This is a genomic window from Croceicoccus bisphenolivorans, assembly GCF_001634625.1.
Classification (GTDB): domain Bacteria; phylum Pseudomonadota; class Alphaproteobacteria; order Sphingomonadales; family Sphingomonadaceae; genus Croceicoccus; species Croceicoccus bisphenolivorans.
Genome location: NZ_LRSE01000001.1, coordinates 192,413 through 207,708, shown reverse-complemented (window position 1 = coordinate 207,708; position 15,296 = coordinate 192,413). Strand labels below are relative to the sequence as shown.

Sequence of the window (15,296 nt, the reverse complement as noted above, 5' to 3'; positions counted from 1 at the left end):
AACGCGAAGAGAGGCATTTTCCCATGAACGTACAGTCCGGCTCAGCCCGTTATTCGGCCGAATTCGACCAGCCTGTCCGCGGCGACGTGATCACCGCCGACCGCTACACCTCGCGCGAGTGGATGGAGGGCGAGTACGAGAAACTCTGGCCCAGCGTGTGGCACCTTGGCGGCATGCTTGCCGACCTTGAGGAAGAGGGCGATGTCATCCGCCACAACTTCGGCCGCGAATCCATCATCATGATCCGCCAGGCCGACGGGTCGGTGAAGGCGTTCTACAACGTCTGCCCGCACCGCGGGAACCGGCTCGTGCTAGGCGACGTCGCATCCACCCCGCGCATCACTTGCGGCTATCACGGCTGGCAGTTCGATGCCTCAGGCACGCTTGTCGATGTGCAGGACGCCGACGATTTCCCCGGCGGAAACCCGTGCGGCAAGGTCCACCTGACCGAGATCCAGTGTGCGACGTGGGGACCGTTCGTGTTCTGGGCAATGAACGACGACGTCGCTCCGCTGGAGGAATGGCTTGCCCCGTTCCCCGAGCGGCTGAAGGGCTACAATCTGGAGAACTGGGTCCGCGTGCTCAACCTGTCGGCGGACTGCGAGTTCAACTGGAAGATCATCCGAGACAACTTCAACGAGAGCTACCACCTCCCCACCATTCACCCCGAACTGGCGACCTTCATCAACGACGGCCTGCCGACCACGCTGTTCGAGATGTACGAGAACGGCCACAACTCGATGTGGATGATCGGTCATCAGGCGACCAGCCGCAAGGACTACGTCAGCGGCGACGTGCCCCCGGGCCTTTACGAAGCGGCAGAGGCATGGGGCATCGATCCCAAGGAATATCGCGGCCGCACACAGGAAGTGCGTCAGGCCGTCATCGACGCCAAGCGTGCCCACGGGGCAGAGCGCGGCTATGACTATTCGGGGATGAGCGACCAGCAGCTTGCCGATTACTTCCACTGCACCCTGTTCCCCAACCTCACCATCACGATGAGCCCTGAACAGTGCCAGATCCTGCGCACCGAGCCGCACCCGACGGACCCTGCAAAGTGCGTGTTCCAGCACTGGTGCCTCTATCCGCCGGTGAAGGGCATGAAGGAAGTCGTGACGCCGGTGGGCAATGCTCCGCTGAGGCATGACGCGATCCAGCGCCACACAGTCTACGGTGACGGTGTTTCATTGGGCTTCGTGGCCGATCAGGACCTGTCGATCGGCACGACGCAGCAGCAGGGCCTCAACTCGCGGGGCTTCAAGGGTTGCATCCTGACCTATCAGGAAAAGCGCATCCAGCGTTTCCACGAACTTTTGAACGATGTCGTTCTGGGTCATCCGACCGAACAGGCGCCGAACGCGGGCGAGGGGTAGCCGGTCATGGCAACGAACATGCCCGAGGACGTCTTCAAGGCGCTGTGCGACCTGATGACCGAATACACCTACGGGGTCGACGCGATCGCCGACCCCGAGAACGTGGTCGACCTATTTACCGACGATGTCGTGATCGACTTTTCGGACGTCGCGTTCCCGAAGATGGAGGGCAAGGAAACGGTCCGCGCCTTCTATACCGGCCTGACCGAGAACATGACGCACGAGTTCCACATGCCCGGCAATTTCCGCGCCGAAAGCTGGGACGGCACGGTTGGCGCGATCACTGCCTACGTGATGGGCATGGGCCGCGCGAAGAACGGAACGGCGACTAACGTGCAGGTCCGGTACCGGATGGAGTGCGTCGAAGTGGATGGCGCGTGGAAGTGCCGCCACTTCTCGCTGAAGAACATGATGCCGCTGCCGGTCTGAAACCGGCTGACGAGGAAGAGGACTTTCGATGACCCAGATGCCCGAAGACGTCCGCACCGCGCTTGAGCGGCTGCTGATCGAGTATTGCTACAACGTCGATGCGCTAGAGAACATGGACCGTTTCCTGTCCGTCTTTACCGAGGATTGCGTGGCGGACCTTTCGGCCATCGGCCTGCCGCTGATGCACGGCCATGACGGTCTGCGCAGCTTCTTCGAACCGGTCTTTGCCGACATGACCCACCACTTCCACTTCATCAGCAATTTCCGGCCCGAAAGCTGGGATGGCGAAGTGGGCGCGATGACGGCCTATGTCATCGGAATGGGTGCTGCAAAGGACGGCAACACCGTGGAAGTGCAGGTCAAGTACCGCATGGAATGTGTTCAGGGCGACAGCGGCGCGTGGAAGTGCCGCCATTACACGATCACTCCGATGATGCCGATGCCCGGCTCTCTGGAAGAAATCCACGGGGACCGCTGAACCGGCGGGAAAGTTCGAAGGAGACACGATCATGGCTTCTGTTCTCGACAAGCCCTCCGGCAAGCCCGGTTATCCCACGCACCCCGATGCCGAAGTGCCGGCAGCGCGCGGCGACAGGATTACCGGCGACCGTTACTGGTCCAGGGAGTTCGCTGACCGAGAGTGGGAGCACATGTGGAAGAAGATCTGGCACGTCGGCGGGCGCACGGCCCAGCTGGAAGAGACCGGCGACTTCATCGTTCACGACTTTTGCCACGAATCGGTCCTGATGGTCCGTCAGGAGGACGGGTCGATCAAGGCTTTCCTCAACGTGTGCCAGCACCGCGGCAACCTGCTGGTGAACACCAGCGAGGGCGGCGTGACGAGCCACTTCGTGTGCCCCTACCACAACTGGAAGTGGCGTCTCGACGGGGTGCTGGACCACGTGCAGGACCCGGAGGATTTTCCGCAGGGCGATCCGTGCGGCAAGTTGAAGCTGCATGAGCTGAAGTGCGACACCTGGGGCGGTTTCATCTTCTTCAGCTTCAACCCCGATCCGGTGCCGTTGCTCGACTATCTGGACCCGGCGCCGACGCTTCTGGGCAATCGCGATCTGGACGACTGGACCCGCGTCGTGTGGCGCCGCCTGCGCGTCAACACGAACTGGAAGTTCGCGTCCGACAACTTCAACGAGGCCTATCACATTCCTGCGGTTCACCCGCAGTTCGAGCCGATGATCGACGATCACTATTCGACCTCGGTATTCGAGATGTACCCCACCGGCCACAACCGAATGATCGAGAAGCTGCAGCCGTCCTCTCGCTATGAAGATGCGCAGCAGATGAAGCCGCTCTGGGCCGAAGTCCTGAAGGAATGGGACATCAACCCCGACGACTATGACGGTCGCGCGCAGGAAGGCCGCATCGCACTGCAGGAAGCGCGCCGCCGCCTTGGGCCGGAACGGGGCTATCACTACTTCGACAAGTTCACCGACGATGAACTGACCGACCAGATGCACCACACGCTGTTCCCGAACCTGACGCTGACGGGAACGCCCGAAGGGCTGCACGTCTTTCGCACAGAGCCGGACAAGGACGATCCGAACTGGTCGACCTTCGACTACTGGTATCTGGTGCCCAAGATCGATGGCGCGAGGGAAGTCGGAACGCTTTACGGAATGCGCCCCTACAGGGAAGCCCCGTTCGAAAGCGACAACTACGCCGATTACGAGGCGGATATTCCGCAGGGCGACTTCCTGACGCAGGACCTGTCGCTGGCGGTCACGCAGCAGCGCGGTCTTCGCTCGATGGGTTTCACCGATGCCTATCTTGCCGGGCAGGAGACTCGCGTCCGCCGCTTCCACGAGGTAATCAACGACTATCTGGAAGGACGGCGCTGAGGCGCATCAGGGGGACGGTCTGAATGCCGGCAATCGTCGATCACGACAAACGGCGCGAACAGGTTGCATCCGTCGCGTACGATCTCGTGGCGGAGATGGGCATAGAGGCCGTGACCTTCCGGCAGGTCGCGGGGGCGGCGGGGTCGTCCACCGCGATCGTGTCGAACTATTTCGAGAACAAGGGCCACCTGCTGCACGAGGTCTATCGCATCGCCAACCGGCGGGTGATGGACCGGCTGCAGGTCGCTTTCGAACAGGACGAGGATCTCGTCGACTGTCTCTCGGTCGTTCTGCCGGTGACGGAGGAGAACCGCCGGACATGGCACGTCTGGCTTGCGTTCTGGGGCAGGGCGCATTGCGACGGGACCTATCGCGAGGAAACGGCCCGCAATGCGGGGGAAAGCGTCGGACTCTACTACCGGATGCTGGCCCGCAGGTACGGAGTGGACGAGGCAAAGCGCGATCCGCAGGTCGAGACGCTGGCCCGCCGCCTTGTCGCAACCGTTGGCGGTGTCGCGCTGCAATGCGTGCTTGCGCCGGACGATTGGCCACTGTCGCGCCTGCGGGAAATCATCGCGGACGAGATTGCGACGCTGGATGCGGCATTCGCGCAAAGGTCGGCCTGACCTGTTTCTAATGACAGTCGTCACTTAACAGCCGCTGCTCCATCGTCCCGCCAAACCACGCGGGAGAAGAACAATGGATGCAAACCGCATCAAGCTGGCCGACAAGGTCGCCATCGTCACCGGAGCCGGCATGGGCATGGGGCAGGCCACGGCCCGGCTGCTTGCGGCGCGCGGCGCGAAAGTCGTCGTTTCCGACATCGACGGCGCTGCGGCCAATGCGACGGTTTCAACGATAAGGGAGAGCGGCGGCACGGCGGAAGCTGTCATCGCCAACGTGGCGGACGAAGCCGAGGTCGAAGCACTGGTCGCAAAAACGGTCGACCTTTTCGGAAGGCTGGACTGTGCGGTGAACAATGCGGCGATCGCGCCCGACCTGCTGCCGATTGCCGAGGCGGACATGGCAGTGTGGGACCGGGTGATATCCGTCGACCTGCGCGGCGTCATGCTGTGCATGAAGCACGAAATCGCGCAGATGATGGCGCAAGGGCAGGGCGGCTCCGTCGTCAATATCGGATCGGTCAGTTCCGTGCGTCCGCAGGCGGGCAATTCCGCCTATGTCGCCGCCAAACATGGCGTGATCGGCCTGACGAAAACCGGCAGCGTCGAATATGCGCCGCACAATATCCGCGTGAATGCCGTGCTGCCCGGTGCGATCGACACCCCGATGCTGCGCGCCGCGATGGACGACGTGAACGTAACCGAGGCGGAGTTCGCACCGGTACTCAGCCTGTTCGGCCGTTTCGGCAGGCCGGAGGAAGTGGCCGAGGCGAGCGCATGGCTATGTTCCGATGCGGCCAGCTATGTCACCGGCCATGCCCTGGCGGTCGATGCGGGCTATACCACCCGATAAGGCACCGGCGCGGGTTCAGACCTGACTGAACCCGCCATCCATCACAAGTTCGTCGCAAGTCATGAAGCTGGACGCTTCGGATGCAAGGAAGACCACACCGCCTGCCATTTCGTCCGGACGGCCCATGCGTCCGATCGGGTGCCGCGCGACCGTTCCGGCAACGGCGGTCGCGACATCCGGAACCGCGCCCAGTGCGACATAGCGTTCCATGATGCTGGACAGCATGGGCGTTTCGATCCCGCCGGGATGCACGGAATTCACGCGAATATTGTAACCCAGCGCCGCGAATTCCGCTCCCATGCATTTGGAAAGCATCTTTACCGCCGCCTTGCTGGTGCAATAGGCGGCATTGAACGCCGCGCCGCGCAGCCCGCCCACGCTGGAAAAGTTGATGACAGAGGCCCCGCCCTTGCGCGCCTTGCCCCCGTCCTGCAGCAGCGGCAGCAGGCATTGCACGCCGATCACCACGGAATCGACGTTCACCGCGTTCACCCGGTGCCATTCGGATAGCGGCGTCTCCTCGATCTTGGTGACTATCGAGATGCCCGCATTGTTCACCAGCACGTCCAGCCGCTCGTAGGTTTCCGAAATGAACGCGGCGATATCGTCCCAGTCATTCTCGCTCGTCACGTCGTGGCGGAAATAGTGATCGGCCCCGCCATGATCGCCGTAGTCGCCAAGATCGGTCGCGATGACAGTCGCGCCGGCGGCTTTCATCGCCTTCACGATTTCGCGGCCGATCCCTCCTGTCGCGCCGGTGACCAGCGCGATGCAATTATCCAGTGCAATCGTCATCGTCCCCTCCCGTCCATTCAGCGCGCCAGATAGCCGCCGTCGACGACAACTTCCGAACCGGTCATGTAACTGGCGTCTTCCGTTGCAAGGAAGGCGATGGCCGTGGCGATCTCGTCAGGGTCGGCCAGCCGGTTGACCGGCGTGGACGATGCAACCTGATCCTTCAGGTCCTGCGCCTTTTCGGCAACGCCGCGCGATACCATGCGCTGGAACCCTTCATCCAGCAGCGGGGTCTGGACGAAGCCGGGATGCACCGAATTGGCCCTGATCGGCACGCCATAGGCGGCAAATTCGACCGCGCAGGCCTTGGTGAAATTGCGGATCGCGCCTTTCGACGCGCAATAGGCCGCGCTTTCCGGGAAAGCGACGAACCCCATGATCGAACTGACGTTGACGATGGAGGAACCGCCCTTGCGGTCCTTCCCGCTCTTTTCCATCAGCGCGAAGCCGTGTTTCACGCCAAGGAAGGCACCGTCACTGTTCACGGCCTGAACCTTGCGCCACAGGTCCAGCGTCATGTCCTGAATGCGGCCGGTGCCGTCGATCCCCGCATTGTTGACCAGAACGTCCAGCCGGCCATCCGCCTCGTCGATCTTCGCGATTGCGTCGATCCACGACTGCTCGTCGGTCACGTCAAGACGGACGTAGGCGACATCGCCGGAAAGTCCGGACAGGGTGGACGATACCACGCCATCGTCGGCGGCGGTCAGGTCGCCGATCCAGACTTTTGCGCCCTTCTCCAGCAGCTTCTGCACTGCTGCCAGACCGATGCCGCGCAGGCCGCCGGTTACGAGAGCGACATTGCCTTCCAGTTGCTTGCTCATACTCCCGACATCCCTGCTGTAGTTGCACCATCAATGGTATATTCGCCGCCGGAAATGAACGCGGCGTCGTCGGAACCAAGGAACGCGACGAGCGCCGCCACTTCTTCCACGGTCGCCAGTCGCTTCAGCGGGCTCATCCCTTCGTACATCGCGCGCGCGGCGGCGGGATCGGGCATGGAATTGATGATGTTGACGATCATCTCCGTCTCCACCACGCCGGGCAGGATCGCGTTCACGCGGATCTTGTATCCGGCAAGCCCGCAGTAGTTGGCGGCGGACTTGGCAAGCGCGACGACAGCGGCCTTGGTGACCGAGTAGGCCATGTAATTGCCCATCGCACGGTGCGCGTTCATCGAACTGTTGATGATCACCGAACCGGTCGCGCCGTCGGGATTGTCCTTCATGATGCGGATCGCGTGCTGGGTCGTCAGCATTGCGCCCGTCTGGTTCACGCCGACGATGAAGTTCCAGTCATCCAGCGTGATGTTCTCGACACTGGAATCGCCCTTTTCCGTTCCGGCATTGGCGAATGCGATGTCCAGCCTGCCGAAGTCCTTGCGGATCATGGCCGACAGGTCTTCCCAGCCACCCTCGTCCTGCACGCGGTGGGAAAAGAACGTCGCGCCGGTTTCCGCGCAAAGCGGCTCTGCCACTTCGGCGCGCGATCCGGTGAAGATCACTTTCGCCCCGTCCGCCGCAAGCCGGCGGACCGCGCCGGCCCCGATCCCGGCAGTGCCCCCGGTGACGAGTGCCACTTTGCCTGCAAGCCTTTCAGACATATCCTGCTCCAAATTTATCCGGCTGCAGATTTGGCCGAGTGCGCGCCGATGGCAACCTATGACTTCGGCAAGGTGACTCCATTCCTTGCAGAGGCCAGATTGCGCCAAATGGCCGGAAAATCATCGTCCGGCTCACAAAGCATGCAGAGGGTGCACGACATGTCCGATATCGACGTCAGCGAAAAGTTTGGCGAAGACCGCAGTGAAGGGATCAGCTGGAACGAGCTGATGGAGCGGGATTCACGGCCCGCGCCCGATATCCTTGTCGAGGAAGCCTACACCTATCGCGGATCGGACCCGATCCCGGCTGAACGCTACACCAGCGAGGGATTCGCGCAGAAAGAGCGTGAGCGCATGTGGCCTTACGTGTGGCAGTTCTGCGCACGAGAGGAAGAGCTGAACGATCCGGGCGATTTCGTCGTCTACGAAAACGCAGGCCGCAGCTATCTCGTTGTGCGGCAGGACGACGGTTCGATCCGTGCCATGCACAACGTCTGCCTCCACCGCGGGCGCAAGCTGCGCACAGAGGACGGCTCCGCCGAAAAGTTCACCTGCCCGTTCCACGCCTTTACATGGAACAAGGACGGCTCTTTCAACCACGCGCCGTGCCAGTGGGACTTCCCGCATCTCGAAAAGAAGAACATGGACCTGCCCGACGCCGAAGTCGCGACGTGGCAGGGCTATGTCTTCCTGCGCGAGGAGAAGGGCGGGCCGAGCCTTGAGGAATACCTCGCGCCGCTGCCCGACCACTTCAAGCGCTGGCGCCATGACGAATGCGCGACCGTGATGCACGTTGCCAAGGAAGTTCCGGCCAACTGGAAGGTCGTGATGGAGGCATTCATGGAAGCCTGGCACACGATCGTCACGCATCCGCAGCTACTGCCGTTCACCGGCGATTCCAATGCCGCGTACCGGACGTGGGGCGATAACATTAACGTGAACCTCGTGCCCTTCGGCATCATGAGTCCCCACATTCAGGAAGGGCAGGGCGAGCAGTGGATCGTCGACGAGTTCATCAAGTACAACGGTCGTAGCTCGGACAACTACGATCCCACCGGCAACCCGATGGCCATCGCTGTGCCCGAGGGGAAGACCGCGCGCGAGGCGCTGGGCGATCAGATGCGCGAGGTTTATACCCAGACCACGGGCTACGACCATTCGGACGCGACCGATGCCGAGGTGCTGGACGCGCTGGTCTACAACGTATTCCCGAACTTCGCGCCGTGGGGCGGCTTCATGCCGAACATCGTCTACAGCTGGTTCCCGGGCAAAACGCCCGATACTTGCGTCATGGACGTGCGCATCCTTGCCCGCGTGAAGAAGGGCGATCCCAAGCCCGCCGCCGCGCCGCGCAAGTTCCTGACGCTTGACCAGAAATGGACCGAGGCGCCTGAACTTGGCATTCTGGGCGACGTGTTCGAACAGGACATGGACAACCTGCCCTATGTGCAGGAAGGGCTGCACTGTTCGAAGAACGGCGAAGTCCAGCTGGGCAACTATCAGGAAATCCGCATCCGCCAGTTCCAGGATACGATGATGAAATACATCAACGGCGAGCTTGGCGGACCGCAGGCGTGAGCGAACGGATCGACCACGGGCCCGATCCGCTGGCCGCGGCAACCGAGCAGGATCATCCCGCGCGGATCGACTGCGTGCTGATAGCGGGCGGCGTCTGGCACGACATCGATTTCGCGCGGCTGGAACTGCTCAAGCTGCTGGCCGAGGATCCGCGCGTTCGCACCCGGGTGTTCGAGGATTTCGAGAGCCTCGACGCAATCCGTGATGCCGATATCCTCATCAGCTATACCTGCAACGTGAAGCCATCGGATGCGGCGCAGGAAACCCTGCGCGACTGGATCGAGGCTGGCGGGCGCTGGTATGCGCTGCACGGCACGAACTCGATCCTGAAGCTGATGGACGATGGCCTGTTCCACGCCCCGCGAGAGGCTCCGCTGTTCATGGAAGTGCTGGGCAGCCAGTTCCTTACCCACCCGCCGATCGCGCCCTACACGGTGACGGTGGCGGACCCGGATCACGAACTGGTCAGCGGAGTCGAACCGTTCGAGACGACGGACGAACTCTATCACCTTGAAACGCACGGGGACCTGCATGTGCTGTTGGAAACGGAGTGCACAGAGGAGGGCACCGGTTTTGCCGAGGCCGCCGATGCGCCGGGCGTGCATCCGGTGATGTACATCAAGGAGCGGGGCAGGGGCGCAGTGCTTTACAACACGCTGGGTCATTGCCGCGGGCACTACGATCTGCAGCCGATGGCCGAATGGTGGCCCACGGTGGACCGCTGTGCGTGGGAATTGCCGGTATATTACCTGCTGCTGCGGCGCGGTCTGAACTGGATCAAGGCGCGGCCCGCCGCTGGATGATCCGAAAGCCGCAGGGCGATCGACGCCCCTGCGGCTTTCGATATCGACTTACGCCTTTTCGGGCTGCTTCTTGCGGGCAGGTGCGCGCTTCGCAGGAGCAGCCTTTTTCGCGGCAGGCTTCTTCGCTGCGGTCTTCGGCGCGGCCTTCTGCGCAGCCGCTTTCGGTGCGGCAGCCTTGCGCGCGGGCGCCTTGGCCGGAGCGGCTACCTTGGCAGCGGGGGCCTTCGCCGCGTCGGCAGGCTTGCGGCCAAGGCCGATGGATTTTGCCAGCGTGCGTCGCTTTTCGGCGTAGTTGGGAGCAACCATCGGATAGTCGGCCGGCAGGTTCCAGCGCTTGCGATAGTCTTCCGGCGTCATGGAATACTGGGTCCGAAGATGCCGTTTGAGCATTTTCAACTTCTTCCCGTCTTCAAGACAGACGATGTAATCGGGTTTGACAGAAGCCCTGATCGAGACGGCAGGTTCCGGTTTCGCGATTTCTTCGCTAACTGTTTCGCCCAGACCGGCAAGCGCATGATATACATTGCCGATCAGCGCAGGGACATCGGCAACGGCGACCGAATTATTGCTAACGTGAGCGGCAACGATATCCGAAGTCAGCGTGATCAGCGTTTCCGCCATGGGATCCTGTTCCATTATCGATCCTTTTTTTCGTCGGGGGTTTTGCGTAGTTCGGTTATTACGGGCACGATTAGAAAAAATGGACAATTTTTTCAATAGCGATGTAATCGGCTGTCGATATGACTATCGCATTGCTCACAAATTATCACTCATAACGACGACTACTGAATTGCAATATCCTGCTGTGCGTAATGCGCGGTGATCGTCCGGCCAGAGCGCTGTTTCTTTGTATATCCACGTGACTACGATCACCAATCGTTATTCTGGATTTCGGCTTAACGGGCTTGGCTGCCCCGGTTTAGTGGTCCCGACTGCATCGCTTGCGACATTATGACGTTACGAGGATCGCTGTGCTGTAATGCGCTGTCATTAATCGTTGGCCGCATGACCGGTTCACTCGGATGCGGCTTCCAATCGATGTGCCGCGGGGCGATCCGGCCATCCACTTCAACCGAAACATCACGCCGAAAGTCTTGCTTAGTCCTCAGCGTTGCCGTTGGCAGCGACCCTGTCGAGCATGGTGGTAAGCTGTTGCCGCTCTTGCGCAGTAAACCCCGTTAGCAGCTTGGCTTCGTGCGTATCGATCCGGTCGAGTGAGGCGTCGAGCAGGTCTTGTCCCGCTTGCGTCAGAGACAGGGCGATCGCTCTGCGGTCCGTCGGGTCCTCTCCTCGATTGACCAGCCCGGCCTCCGCCAGTTCGCCGATCAGGCTGACCATGTTGGCGCGCTGGATGTCGAGGATTGTGCCTACCGCGCCTTGCTTGATGCCGGGGTTGGCCGAAATCACCGAAAGAACACCCAGCGAGACCTGCCGTACGCCCAGACCTTCGACCGCACGATCGAAGTCGCGCCGAAAAACGCCATAGGCGCGGCGCATGTGAAAGCCGGTCAGTGCGTCCAGCGGGCCTAGCTGATGCTTCTTTCTGGTCATGCCGGGCTGATCTCACGCTTTGCAAGCAGTAGGGCAAGTGCGGCCATCAACGAACCGAGTGCCATCAGCAATGCCACTGTGTCGAGCGCATATCCGATGGCAAACAGCATTCCGGCCAGCGCGGGGGCAAGGGCGGAGCCGCCACGGCCCACGCCGATGACGATGCCCGTGGCTGATGCCCGAACGGAGGTCGGGAAGGCAGATGCGACGATGGCATAGATGCCGACAACGCCTGCATTCGTGAAGAAGCCTGCCACTGCGGCTACGGTCGACAATGCTGCAAGATCGCTTTGAGACTGGCCGAACCATGCCACTGCAACGGCCGACAGCGTTATCGCGATCAGGGTGAGCCAGAACACCTTTGTGCGTATGGTGAGCAGGCCGAGCAGCGCGCTGCCGAGCAATCCGCCGATACTGGCCGACACGAGCACGCCTGCTGCCGCCGAAGGTTCGAAGCCCATATCGACCACGATCTTCGGTATCCATTTCAGGATGAAATAGAACGTCATGATATGCGCGAAATAGACGAAGGTCATGACCAGCGTCGGCACTGCGAACTGCCCTTTCAGCAGGCTCTTGATACCCGGCTTGTGACTCTCCGGCTCTTGCGGCGGCAGGCTGTCCAGTTCGGGCTGGCGCATGCGGCGCAGCACGGAATTGATGCCGGTCAGCGCGCCTGGTCCGCGCTTGTGCATGTGGAACGAGATCGATTCCGGGGCGAGGAGCCAGACGAGGGGAATGAAGCACAGCGAAACCACGCTTCCGAAGATGAACACGGCGCGCCAGTCATACTGCGCAAGCAAAACGGCCGAAATGCTGCCACCGACGATGTTGCCCAGCGGGTAGCCCGCGGCCATCAACACCACGCAAAGCGAGCGATACCTGGCATTGGCAACTTCAGCCGTTGCCGCATTCACGGCCGCCAACATGCCGCCGAGGCCAAGGCCGGTCGCGATACGCCAGCCGCACAGCGAATAGATGCCGGTGGAAGTCGACGCCCCGAACATGCCGGTGGCCATGACCAGCAGGCAGGCAAGGATCGTTGCCCGGCGTCCGATCACGTCCGCGATCCGTCCGAACAGGATCGATCCGACTGACATCCCGATAAGTTCCATGGAAAGCACAATGCCCAGTGCGCCGCGATCGATGCCCCAGTCGGCGGCAATTCCGGGCGAGGCAAAGCTGATCGACAGCACGTCGAACCCGTCGAGCGCGAGCAATCCCACCATCACGGCCACGACCGACCATTGAAAGCGGGACATGGGCTGCGCGTCGATGATCTGGCGTGGATCTGTCGCCACTGAGTTCTCTCCCGCCCGCAGCCATCGCGACATCGCGTACGCTTTCTGGTCGGTCATATCGTTATATTACAGAACAAGAAGCGCAAGGTTTATGGTCGCGCCCCGATGCGGCGATAGAGCTTGTGCCGATCCTGCAATATGGTTATATTATATAACAAAGTTGGAGAGGAGCCAGACTGTCATGTCCGAATCGCAATCCCTTCGTTTCGAACGCCTCAACCCCGTCACCGGCGAGGTCGCTTCGAGTGCGCCTGCCATGACGGCCGAGGACGCTGCCGCCGTTGCCAGAAGGGCTGCTGAGGGTTTCGCTGTCTGGTCGGTCATGGGGCCGAATGCCCGCCGTGCAGTTCTGATGAATGCCGCCGTCGCTCTGGAAGCGAAGAAGGATGCTTTTGTCGATGCGATGATGGCCGAAATCGGCGCGACTGCCGGATGGGCCATGTTCAACCACGCGCTGGCCGTCGGCATGATTCGCGAAGCCGCCGCGATTACCACGCAGATCTCGGGCGAGGTTATTCCTTCCGACAAGCCCGGCTGCGTTGCCATGGCTTTGCGTGAACCGGTTGGCGTCATCCTCGGTATTGCGCCGTGGAATGCTCCGATCATCCTTGGCGTGCGCGCCATTGCCACCCCGCTGGCATGCGGCAACGCCGTCATCCTGAAGGCTAGCGAGCAGTGCCCGCGCACTCACGCACTCATCATCGAAGCCTTTGCGGAAGCCGGCTTTCCCGAAGGTGTCGTCAATGTCGTCACCAACGCGCCTGCCGATGCCGCCGATGTGGTCGGCGCGCTGATCGATGCGCCGGAAGTGAAGCGCATCAACTTCACCGGTTCCACCGCCGTCGGCAAGATCATCGCCAAGCGTGCGGCAGAGCATCTGAAGCCCTGCCTGCTCGAACTGGGCGGCAAGGCGCCGATGATCGTGCTCGACGATGCGGACCTTGATGAAGCGGTGAAGGCTGCGGCCTTCGGGGCCTTCATGAACCAGGGGCAGATCTGCATGTCGACGGAACGGATCATCGTTCTCGATGCTGTTGCCGACGAATTCGCGGCCATGTTCAAGGCCAAGGTCGCCTCGATGCCCGCAGGCGATCCGCGTGAAGGCAAGACTCCGCTGGGTGCGGTGGTCGATGCCAAGACCGTGGCGCATTGCCTCAGCCTCGTCGAAGACGCCGTCGCCAAGGGTGCGGAACTGCTCGTCGGCGGCGAGACGACGCAGAATGTCGTCATGCCCGCGCATCTTGTCGACAAGGTGACACCCGACATGAAGCTGTTCCGCGACGAAAGCTTCGGCCCCGTCGTCGGCATGATCCGTGCGCGCGACGAAGCCCACGCGGTCGAACTGGCGAACGACACCGAATACGGCCTGTCCGCCGCTGTTTTCACCAAGGACACTGCTCGCGGCCTGCGCGTTGCCCGGCAGATCCATTCGGGTATCTGTCACGTCAACGGCCCGACCGTGCATGACGAGGCGCAGATGCCCTTCGGCGGCGTCGGTGCATCGGGCTATGGCCGCTTTGGCGGCAAGGCCGGGATCGACAGCTTCACCGAACTGCGCTGGATCACCATGGAAACCCTGCCCGGTCACTTCCCGATCTGAGCCTGAAAAACCGTGTCCGTCCGGGAATGTCCGTGGGACCGTCACGGACTTATCCAATGGAGCATTTGCCATGAGCTTTGAGAACGTCCCCGCCGACGAAGTCGAGACCGTTGCCTATACCGTCGAGGACGGTATCGCATGGGTTGCCTACAACCGACCCGACAAGCGCAACTGCATGTCGCCGCGCCTCAACCGCCAGATGATGCGGGTTCTCGACGAGCTTGAGTTTCGCGACGACGTGAAGGTCCTCGTCCTCACTGGCAACGGCGCTGCCTTCTCGGCCGGCATGGATCTGAAGGAATATTTCCGCGAGAACGAGGCCAAGGGCATCGGCGCCATCCGCCAGAGCCAGCGCGAAGCCTATGGCTGGTGGGATCGCCTGCGCTGGTATGAAAAGCCGACCATCGGCATGATCAACGGCTGGGCCTTCGGCGGTGCTTACGGTCCGCTTCACGCGCTCGATATCGTGATCGCTTCGGATGATGCCACGTTCGGCCTGTCGGAAATCAACTGGGGCATCCTGCCCGGCGGCGGCGCGAGCAAGGTTGCGCAGGAACTGATGCCGTTCCGCAAGGCCATGTACCACGCCATGATGGGCGAAAACCTGACCGGCAAGGAAGCCGAAGCACAGGGCCTCATCACCGAGAGCGTTCCCGACGCACAGTTGAAGGCGCGCGTCACCGAAGTTGCCGAAGTCCTGAAGAAGAAGGACCCCAATGCGCTGCGTTCCACGAAGTGGGCGATGCGCCGCATGTCGGAAATGACCTTCGACAACGCCATGGATTACCTGATCCGTGCGCAGGAAGCGCTGAACGGCATGGGCGGCGCCGCCGCGCGTAAGGAGGCGACCAAGCAGTTCCTTGACGACAAGACCTTCAAGCCCGGCCTCGGCGCGTTCGACGCGACCAAGGTAAACGGCTGAGAGTAGACA

General features: G+C 61.7%; 16 protein-coding genes. 10 read left to right on the top strand and 6 right to left on the bottom strand.

From position 1 onward, the window contains the following. Positions 1 to 23 precede the first annotated feature (23 nt). The 6 genes from A7A77_RS01015 (at position 24) to A7A77_RS00990 (ending at position 5,134) form a co-directional block, all read left to right on the top strand. Positions 24 to 1,373, top strand: coding sequence for an aromatic ring-hydroxylating oxygenase subunit alpha (locus tag A7A77_RS01015; RefSeq protein ID WP_066552294.1), 1,350 nt, complete (start codon positions 24 to 26; stop codon positions 1,371 to 1,373). Between the two features lie 6 nt (positions 1,374 to 1,379). Continuing rightward, positions 1,380 to 1,802 (top strand): nuclear transport factor 2 family protein, encoded by a 423-nt coding sequence (locus tag A7A77_RS01010; protein ID WP_066552292.1) that lies wholly within the window; start codon positions 1,380 to 1,382, stop codon positions 1,800 to 1,802. 28 nt (positions 1,803 to 1,830) lie between these two features. Beyond that, on the top strand, positions 1,831 to 2,280 hold the full coding sequence (locus A7A77_RS01005; protein WP_066552290.1) for a nuclear transport factor 2 family protein: 450 nt from the start codon (positions 1,831 to 1,833) through the stop codon (positions 2,278 to 2,280). A 31-nt stretch (positions 2,281 to 2,311) separates the two neighbouring features. Beyond that, on the top strand, positions 2,312 to 3,658 hold the full coding sequence (locus tag A7A77_RS01000) for an aromatic ring-hydroxylating oxygenase subunit alpha (protein ID WP_066552288.1): 1,347 nt from the start codon (positions 2,312 to 2,314) through the stop codon (positions 3,656 to 3,658). Positions 3,659 to 3,681: 23 nt separating this feature from the next. Continuing rightward, positions 3,682 to 4,284: a TetR/AcrR family transcriptional regulator gene (locus A7A77_RS00995; RefSeq protein ID WP_066552287.1), complete on the top strand. Its 603-nt coding sequence runs from the start codon at positions 3,682 to 3,684 to the stop codon at positions 4,282 to 4,284. A gap of 73 nt (positions 4,285 to 4,357) precedes the next feature. Beyond that, the gene (locus A7A77_RS00990; RefSeq protein WP_066552286.1) at positions 4,358 to 5,134 is read left to right on the top strand and encodes an SDR family NAD(P)-dependent oxidoreductase; all 777 of its coding nucleotides are present in this window, start codon (positions 4,358 to 4,360) and stop codon (positions 5,132 to 5,134) included. Between the two features lie 15 nt (positions 5,135 to 5,149). Here A7A77_RS00990 and A7A77_RS00985 read toward each other — a convergent pair whose 3' ends face one another. Genes A7A77_RS00985 through A7A77_RS00975 form a run of 3 tightly spaced genes read right to left on the bottom strand, consistent with a single transcriptional unit; the run spans position 5,150 to position 7,532 of the window. Continuing rightward, the gene (locus tag A7A77_RS00985) at positions 5,150 to 5,929 is read right to left on the bottom strand and encodes an SDR family NAD(P)-dependent oxidoreductase (RefSeq protein ID WP_066552283.1); all 780 of its coding nucleotides are present in this window, start codon (positions 5,927 to 5,929) and stop codon (positions 5,150 to 5,152) included. 17 nt (positions 5,930 to 5,946) lie between these two features. After that, positions 5,947 to 6,753: an SDR family NAD(P)-dependent oxidoreductase gene (locus tag A7A77_RS00980; protein WP_066552281.1), complete on the bottom strand. Its 807-nt coding sequence runs from the start codon at positions 6,751 to 6,753 to the stop codon at positions 5,947 to 5,949. Further along, positions 6,750 to 7,532 carry an SDR family NAD(P)-dependent oxidoreductase gene (locus tag A7A77_RS00975; RefSeq protein ID WP_066552279.1) on the bottom strand — a complete coding sequence of 261 codons (783 nt, stop codon included), beginning with the start codon at positions 7,530 to 7,532 and terminating at the stop codon, positions 6,750 to 6,752. The genes A7A77_RS00980 and A7A77_RS00975 overlap by 4 nt, the downstream gene beginning before the upstream one ends. Positions 7,533 to 7,691: 159 nt before the next feature. Here A7A77_RS00975 and A7A77_RS00970 point away from each other — a divergent pair, with 159 nt between their 5' ends. After that, positions 7,692 to 9,110, top strand: a complete 1,419-nt coding sequence (locus A7A77_RS00970; RefSeq protein WP_066552277.1) for an aromatic ring-hydroxylating oxygenase subunit alpha — start codon at positions 7,692 to 7,694, stop codon at positions 9,108 to 9,110. Beyond that, positions 9,107 to 9,913, top strand: coding sequence for a ThuA domain-containing protein (locus A7A77_RS00965; protein WP_245638341.1), 807 nt, complete (start codon positions 9,107 to 9,109; stop codon positions 9,911 to 9,913). Before A7A77_RS00970 ends, A7A77_RS00965 begins: the two co-directional genes overlap by 4 nt. 48 nt (positions 9,914 to 9,961) lie before the next feature. Here A7A77_RS00965 and A7A77_RS00960 read toward each other — a convergent pair whose 3' ends face one another. The 3 genes from A7A77_RS00960 to A7A77_RS00950 form a co-directional block, all read right to left on the bottom strand. Further along, positions 9,962 to 10,549 (bottom strand): Ros/MucR family transcriptional regulator, encoded by a 588-nt coding sequence (locus A7A77_RS00960; RefSeq protein WP_082835805.1) that lies wholly within the window; start codon positions 10,547 to 10,549, stop codon positions 9,962 to 9,964. A gap of 462 nt (positions 10,550 to 11,011) precedes the next feature. Then, positions 11,012 to 11,464, bottom strand: coding sequence for a MarR family winged helix-turn-helix transcriptional regulator (locus A7A77_RS00955; RefSeq protein ID WP_066552275.1), 453 nt, complete (start codon positions 11,462 to 11,464; stop codon positions 11,012 to 11,014). Next, a complete protein-coding gene (locus tag A7A77_RS00950; RefSeq protein ID WP_245638340.1) occupies positions 11,461 to 12,765 on the bottom strand; it encodes an MFS transporter in 1,305 nt (434 codons plus the stop codon). The genes A7A77_RS00955 and A7A77_RS00950 overlap by 4 nt, the downstream gene beginning before the upstream one ends. Before the next feature lie 181 nt (positions 12,766 to 12,946). On the opposite strand from A7A77_RS00950, the gene A7A77_RS00945 reads away from it, so the two are divergent. Continuing rightward, on the top strand, positions 12,947 to 14,365 hold the full coding sequence (locus A7A77_RS00945) for an aldehyde dehydrogenase (RefSeq protein WP_066552273.1): 1,419 nt from the start codon (positions 12,947 to 12,949) through the stop codon (positions 14,363 to 14,365). Positions 14,366 to 14,435: 70 nt separating this feature from the next. After that, positions 14,436 to 15,287, top strand: a complete 852-nt coding sequence (locus tag A7A77_RS00940; protein WP_066552271.1) for a p-hydroxycinnamoyl CoA hydratase/lyase — start codon at positions 14,436 to 14,438, stop codon at positions 15,285 to 15,287. Positions 15,288 to 15,296: the final 9 nt, after the last annotated feature.